Genomic DNA, 6,388 nt, shown 5'->3' with positions numbered 1-6,388 from the left:
GGGTTTTTTTTTTATAAAATCCCAACCCAATAAAACATTTTCCCCCTACTCCCCCTCTCCAGGGTTTTTCCCTACAATAAAATAAAAAAAATTGTTTTTTTTTTGCCCGCCCCGGCGGGGGGGGGGCCACGTCGCTCCAAGATATGGTTCAAGCAGTCATGACAATTGCCGCTGAAGAGGAAATGCCTGTCGGAAAACGCCGGTCGAGCCTGATCCGCTCGCCGCAATTCTCCTCGCTCATCATCCTCATCGTGCTCCTGGCGGCGTTCGCAGTCGCCGACGCCAATTTCCTGTCGCCGCTTAACATCTCCAACATGATGGCGTTCCTGCCGGAACTCGGCATCATCGCCCTCGGCATGACGCTGCTATTGACGGCGGGCGAGTTCGACCTGTCGGTCGGGGCCGTGTTCGGTCTGGCGCCGGTAGTGGTCATGCTGCTGGTGCAGAGCGGCCAGGTTGACATCGGCATGGCGCTGCTGGCCGGGCTATTGCTGTGCGTGGCGATCGGCGCAATCAACGGGCTGATCGTCACCAAGATCGGCATTTCCTCCTTCCTGGTGACGCTGTCGATGCTGCTTGTGGTGCGGGGTGCCGCGCTCTACATCACGCAAGGGTTCCCGCTGAAGTCGTGGGACCAGCCCGGCTTTTTCGTGACGCTGCTGGCCGGTAGTTTCAACATCGGGTCGTTCCGCTTCTACACCTCGCTGTGGTGGTTCGTCGGCCTGTCGTTGCTGGCGATCTACGTGCTGCACTACGCCAAGCTCGGCAACTGGATCAGCGCCATCGGTTCCAACCGCAACGCGGCGGTGGCGCGTGGCGTGCCGGCCGATGCGGTCAAGACCTGGCTGTTCATCCTGACCTCGGTGCTGGCGGGGCTGGCCGGCATGATCAGCGCGTTCCGCATCTCAGCCGCATCGCCGGTGGCCGGTACCGGCTACGAGCTCGAAGTGATCGCCATGGTGGTGGTCGGCGGCACGGCGCTGACCGGCGGGCGCGGCACGATCCTGGGCACGATCGTCGGCGCGCTGATGCTGCGCAGCATCCGCAACGGCATCGTGCTGATCGGCGTGCCTGGGCTCGCCTACAACATCTTCGTCGGCGTCATCATCCTCGCCATGCTCATCCTGCACGCTCTGCTGCAGAAGAACGCCGCAAGGAGCTGATCATGGAAGTGCTTCGGCTGCAGAATCTGCAAAAATCCTTCGGCAGCGTCCGCGCCCTGAAGAGCGCCTCCTTCACACTGAACGAGGGCGAGGTGGTGGCCTTGCTCGGCGACAATGGCGCCGGCAAATCTACCCTCATCAAAGCCATCTCCGGCGTGTTTCCCGTCGACCGCGGCGAGATCTATGTGCGAGGCCAGAAAGTCTCGATCCGCTCGACGCGCGACGCGATGGATCTCGGCATCGAGACCATCCATCAGGACACGTCGCTGGCGCCGGATCTCAGCATCGCGCGCAATCTCTTTCTCGGTCGCGAGCCGGTCAATCTGAAATGGCTGGGCGTGTTCGCGCCGCTCGACCTCGCCAAGTTGCGCAACGCTGCATCGGCGCTTCTGAAGCGCGTCGGCATCTCGAAAAAACTCGACGCCGATGCGCTGGTCAGCACGCTTTCGGGTGGCGAGCGCCAGTCGATCGCCATTTCGCGGGCCATGCAGTTTGCCGCCAAGGTCATCATCCTCGACGAGCCGACAAACAATCTCGGCGTCGAGGAAACACACGGCGTGCTGCGCTTCGTCAAGGAGGTGCGCGCGGCCGGTCATTCGGTGCTTTTGATCACCCATAACATCCATCATGTCTTCCAGGTCGCCGACCGCATCATCGTCATGCGCCGTGGCGAGATCGTCGCCGAGCAGACGGTCGCCGATACCGACCTGCTGACGGTGGAAAGCATCATCACCGGCGCCGACATGTCGGCCCTGCTGAAAGAGACGAGAGCGAAGTGAAGGAACTGGCCGTCACATGGTAGAGCTTTACGGCAAGACGCTTTCGCGCCGGCAGGTCTCGGAGCGCTCCGGCATGCTGTCGCAATTCGCCGGCGTGCGGCTGATGACGCTTGGCGACGGCGTCGAGCGCGGCATCCGCATGCTCGAATTCCGCACCGGCTCAGGCCTGCGCTTCACCGCGCTCGTCGACCGGGCCCTCGATATCGCCGATTGCGACTTCAAGGGCCAGGCGATCGGCTGGCATTCGCCGACCGGCTTCCGCCATCCCGGCCTGCACGAGTACGAAGGCGAGGAGGGGCTGGCCTGGGCGCGGTCGTTTTCCGGCCTGCTGCTGACCTGTGGCCTCGACCATATCCTGTTCATGAACGAGGTACCGGCCGACAGCTACAACTACCCGCCGAAGACGACGGTGCGCCATTCGCTGCATGGCCGCGTCAGCACCATTCCGGCGCGGCTGACCGGCCACGGCGAGGCCTGGGACGGCGATCGCTGCGTGCTTTGGGCCGAAGCTATCGTCCAGCAGTCGACGGTGTTCGGCGAGGATCTGCATTTGCTGCGGCGGATCGAGGCCGATGTCGGCGGCAACGAGATCCGGCTGTCGGACCGGGTCGTCAATCACGGCTTCAACCGCACGCCGCATATGTATTTCTACCACATCAATGTCAGCCACCCGGTACTCGACGAGGGATCGCGCTATCTGGCGCCGATCCGCGACGTGGTGTGGGCCGGACATGCCGGCGAGCGCTACGAGGCGCAGAAGGTCGGTTACCGCACCGTCCCGGCGCCGCAACTGGGTTTCAAGGAGCAGGTCTGGCAGCACGAACTCGGCGCCGACGCCAAGGGCGACGTGCCGGTTGCGGTGGTCAACGACCGTCTTGGCCTCGGCCTCGAAGTCGTCACCCGCAAGGACCAGTTGCCTTGCGCCTATGAATGGCAGAATTTCCAGGCCGGACACTATGCGCTGGGCATCGAGCCGTCGACGCATCACGTGCTTGGCAATCTGGCGGCGCGCGAACGCGGGGAGATGATCTGGCTGGAGCATGGCGAAAGCCGCTCCTACGATGCGGTATTCCGGGTTCTCGACGGCGCCGGCGATATTGCTGCCGCCGAAAGCCGGATCACTGACATCGCCCGGCAGCCGCAGCAGGATTATCCGCGGCCGTCAGGCAATTTTCCGGTTCTCGGAGGCAGGTCGTGATGAAGTCGATGCGAGGCACCAGTTGGATCCGGTCGGAGCGGGGAGGGCTCGCGGCCATCAGGAATTGGAGGTCACAATGGCTGACAAGATGAAGCGCGATTACAGCCTGGTCGGCGAAAGCACGCGTAGGGCAATCGAAACCGGATTGGCCTCGGCCGAATGGTACCACACCGACGTCCCCCGCAAGGCGATGAAGGAATTGATGCAGCGCTCCGACGGCCCGGCGATCCGCGACACGATCATCTGGATCGTCGCGATCCTGGGTTCCGCTGCCGGCGGCGTTTACTTCTGGGGCATCTGGTGGTGTGTGCCGTTCTTCTTCGTCTACGGCGTGCTCTACGGCTCCTCCAGCGACTCGCGCTGGCACGAATGCGGCCATGGCACCGCCTTCCGCACGCGCTGGATGAATGATGTGGTCTACCAGATCGCCAGCTTCATGCTGATGCGCAATCCGGTGACCTGGCGCTGGAGCCATGCCCGCCACCACACCGACACCATCATCGTCGGTCGCGATGCCGAAATCGCCGTGATGCGCCCGCCGGACCTTTTGCGTGCGGCGCTTGCTTTCACCGGTATCCTTGATTTTCGCTATTCGCTTCCGGCGCTGGTACGCCAAGCGTTCGGCAGGCTCACGCCTGACGAGAAAAGCTACGTTCCCGAGATGGAACAGCACAAGGCCGTCATTGCCGCGCGCTGGCATGTCGCCATCTATATCGCCACGATTGCGCTCGCCCTTGCTATGCGGTCGTGGGTACCGCTGGTGCTGATCGGCGTGCCGCGCCTCTACGGCACCTGGCACATGGTGCTGACCGGCCTGCTGCAGCACATCGGCCTGGCTGACAATGTGGTCGACCACCGGCTCAACACCCGCACCGTATACATGAATCCGATCAGCCGCTTCATCTACTGGAATATGAACTATCACGTGGAGCATCACATGTTTCCAATGGTGCCCTACCATGCGCTACCCAGGCTGCACGAGCTGATCAAGCACGATTTGCCGGAGCCGAACCCGTCTATCTGGCATGCCTATCGCGAGGTCTGGCCGGTCCTGCTCAGGCAGCTCAGATATGAGGACTATTTCCTCAAGCGCGAGCTGCCGCCGACCGCGCGGCCCTATCGTGGCGAGTTCCACGAAGTGAACATGTCGGCGGCGGCGGAATAGGCATCGCGCACTGCTGCAATGCGGAAATTTCAGGAGAAACAGAAATGGCCGATTGGGTCGAAGCGTGCGCCGTTGACGATGTCGAAGAAGAGGATGTCATCCGCTTCGACCATAGCGGCCGCACCTTCGCGATCTACCGTTCGCCGGATGACGAATTCTTCGCCACGGACGGGTTTTGCACGCATGAGAAGGCCCATCTGGCCGACGGGCTCGTCATGGACGACATCATCGAATGCCCCAAGCATAATGGCCGCTTCAATTACAAGACCGGCCAGGCCAAAGGGGCTCCCGTCTGCGTCAATCTTGTGACCTACCCGGTCAAGGTCGAGGCCGGTAAAGTGATGATCCAGATCGCCTGACCGGCCTTCCATTCACGCAACAAAGGGACCAAATCGATGAGCCGCAAAAGACCGACGATCGCCGATCTGCGCGCCATGAAAGGCAAGCGGCAACTGACCATGCTGCGCGTGCTGACCATGGACGAGGCCGAGGCCGCCGAAAGAGCCGGGATCGACATCGTCTCGGTGCCGCCGGAGCTGGTGCTCAACCCGCAATACCGCGATGCAGCACCCAGCCTGTTCACCATGCCGGGCGACAATTTCTACGAGATCGGCACAGCCGACGATTTCGTTCGTTGGGCGTTCCGGCTCTACAAGGCGAGCGCCGACGCGGTCTATTGCAGCGCCGGCTATGCCACCGTCAAACGGATGGCCGATGACAATATACCGGTGATCGGTCACGTCGGCCTGATCCCGTCGCGCGCTACCTGGACCGGCGGCTTCAAGGCGGTCGGCAAGACCGCCGACAGCGCCATGCAGATTTTCGAGGCGGTCAAGCAGTACGAGGCCGCAGGTGCTGTCGGCGCCGAGATCGAAGTGGTGCCGGTCGAGGTGGCCAAGGCAATCTCGGAACGCACCTCGCTGATCATGCTGTCGATGGGGGCGGGCACTGGCTGCGACGCGCAATATCTGTTCGCCGACGATATCCTTGGCCAGAACCGCGGCCATATGCCCCGCCATTCCAAGGTTTATCGTAATTTCGCTGCCGAATACGATCGCCTACAGGCGGAACGCGTGGCTGCTTTTTCCGAATATGTCGCCGACGTGAACAGCCTGGCCTATCCGGAAGATAAGCATGTGGTGCATATGGACCCGGACCAACTCGGTCTGTTCATGAAAAGGGTCGACGGCGCGTGAACCCTGACAGCAATGCCACAACCGGCGAGCCGGTTCATATCCTCAATCTATCGTGTGAAGACCGGCCGGGGGTCGTTGCCGCGGTCACCACGGAGCTTGCCGCGAACGGCGCCAACATCGCCGAAAGCAGCCAGTTCTGGGATCGGCAGAGCAATCGCTTTTTCATGCGGATCGCCTTCACCAGCCCGGCAGGCTCGACCAAGGACGATCTAGAGCGAGCCCTGAAATCGTCCGTCGACCGGTTCGGGATGAAGACCGCGCTGGTCGATCAGGCTCGTCGCCCGAAGATCATCGTCATGGTCTCGAAGTTCGACCATGCGCTTCTCCATCTGCTTTACCAGATCAGGGTCGGCTGGCTGAATGCCGAGGTCGCCGCCGTCGTCTCCAACCACGAAGACGCACGGCGCTTCGCCGAGATGGAAGGCGTTTCCTACCACCATTGGCCGACGACCAGGGAAAACAAGGCCGAACAGGAGCAGAAGCTGCTGGATCTCGTGCTGGAGACGGGGTCCGAACTTGTCGTCCTGGCGCGCTACATGCAGGTCTTTTCGAAGGGCCTGTCGGACCGGCTTTACGGGCGGGCGATCAACATCCACCATTCCTTCCTGCCGAGCTTCAAGGGCGCAAAGCCGTATCACCAGGCCTTCGACCGCGGCGTCAAGCTGATCGGCGCGACGGCGCATTACGTGACATCGGATCTCGACGAAGGCCCGATCATCGAACAGGAGACCGAACGCGTCACCCATGCGATGAGCGCGGAGGATTTCGTGGCCGTCGGCCGCGACATCGAAAGCCGCGTGCTGGCGCGCGCCGTCAAGCTGCATCTTGAAGCTCGCGTCATGCTCAACGGCCACAAGACAATCGTCTTTTGACGAGCGACCGTTCGG

7 protein-coding genes are annotated in these 6,388 nt (G+C 62.0%); all 7 read left to right on the top strand.

What is annotated here, in order from left to right:
• Nucleotides 1-182 precede the first annotated feature (182 nt).
• The 7 genes from NKH73_RS24425 to purU all read left to right on the top strand — a co-directional run bounded on the left by NKH73_RS24425 (nucleotide 183) and on the right by purU (nucleotide 6,373).
• Nucleotides 183-1,163, top strand: coding sequence for an ABC transporter permease (locus NKH73_RS24425; protein ID WP_352936933.1), 981 nt, complete (start codon nucleotides 183-185; stop codon nucleotides 1,161-1,163).
• Nucleotides 1,160-1,942, top strand: a complete 783-nt coding sequence (locus tag NKH73_RS24420; RefSeq protein ID WP_502893922.1) for an ATP-binding cassette domain-containing protein — start codon at nucleotides 1,160-1,162, stop codon at nucleotides 1,940-1,942. The genes NKH73_RS24425 and NKH73_RS24420 overlap by 4 nt, the downstream gene beginning before the upstream one ends.
• Nucleotides 1,943-1,958: 16 nt before the next feature.
• Entirely contained in the window at nucleotides 1,959-3,140 is a 1,182-nt protein-coding gene (locus NKH73_RS24415) for an aldose 1-epimerase family protein (protein ID WP_352936931.1), read from the top strand.
• 76 nt (nucleotides 3,141-3,216) lie between these two features.
• Nucleotides 3,217-4,305, top strand: a complete 1,089-nt coding sequence (locus NKH73_RS24410; RefSeq protein ID WP_352936930.1) for a fatty acid desaturase family protein — start codon at nucleotides 3,217-3,219, stop codon at nucleotides 4,303-4,305.
• Between the two features lie 44 nt (nucleotides 4,306-4,349).
• Nucleotides 4,350-4,664 carry a MocE family 2Fe-2S type ferredoxin gene (locus tag NKH73_RS24405; protein ID WP_352936929.1) on the top strand — a complete coding sequence of 105 codons (315 nt, stop codon included), beginning with the start codon at nucleotides 4,350-4,352 and terminating at the stop codon, nucleotides 4,662-4,664.
• A gap of 36 nt (nucleotides 4,665-4,700) precedes the next feature.
• Nucleotides 4,701-5,501: a 3-methyl-2-oxobutanoate hydroxymethyltransferase gene (locus NKH73_RS24400; protein WP_352936928.1), complete on the top strand. Its 801-nt coding sequence runs from the start codon at nucleotides 4,701-4,703 to the stop codon at nucleotides 5,499-5,501.
• Nucleotides 5,498-6,373: a formyltetrahydrofolate deformylase gene (gene purU, locus NKH73_RS24395; RefSeq protein ID WP_352936927.1), complete on the top strand. Its 876-nt coding sequence runs from the start codon at nucleotides 5,498-5,500 to the stop codon at nucleotides 6,371-6,373. Before NKH73_RS24400 ends, purU begins: the two co-directional genes overlap by 4 nt.
• Nucleotides 6,374-6,388 lie beyond the last annotated feature (15 nt).

Origin of the sequence: Mesorhizobium sp. M0938 (genome assembly GCF_040319125.1) — a bacterium.
In the GTDB taxonomy this organism is placed as follows: domain Bacteria; phylum Pseudomonadota; class Alphaproteobacteria; order Rhizobiales; family Rhizobiaceae; genus Mesorhizobium; species Mesorhizobium robiniae.
Note: the sequence above shows the minus strand (reverse complement) of the source record. Positions and strands in the feature narration are given on the sequence as shown.

What these genes read in the sequence shown, in the direction of transcription:
- NKH73_RS24425 (WP_352936933.1), top strand. Translation starts at nt 183, where the DNA reads ATGCCTGTCGGAAAACGCCGGTCGAGCCTGATCCGCTCGCCGCAATTC.
- NKH73_RS24410 (WP_352936930.1), top strand. Translation starts at nt 3,217, where the DNA reads ATGGCTGACAAGATGAAGCGCGATTACAGCCTGGTCGGCGAAAGCACG.
- NKH73_RS24415 (WP_352936931.1), top strand. Translation starts at nt 1,959, where the DNA reads ATGGTAGAGCTTTACGGCAAGACGCTTTCGCGCCGGCAGGTCTCGGAG.
- NKH73_RS24400 (WP_352936928.1), top strand. Translation starts at nt 4,701, where the DNA reads ATGAGCCGCAAAAGACCGACGATCGCCGATCTGCGCGCCATGAAAGGC.
- NKH73_RS24405 (WP_352936929.1), top strand. Translation starts at nt 4,350, where the DNA reads ATGGCCGATTGGGTCGAAGCGTGCGCCGTTGACGATGTCGAAGAAGAG.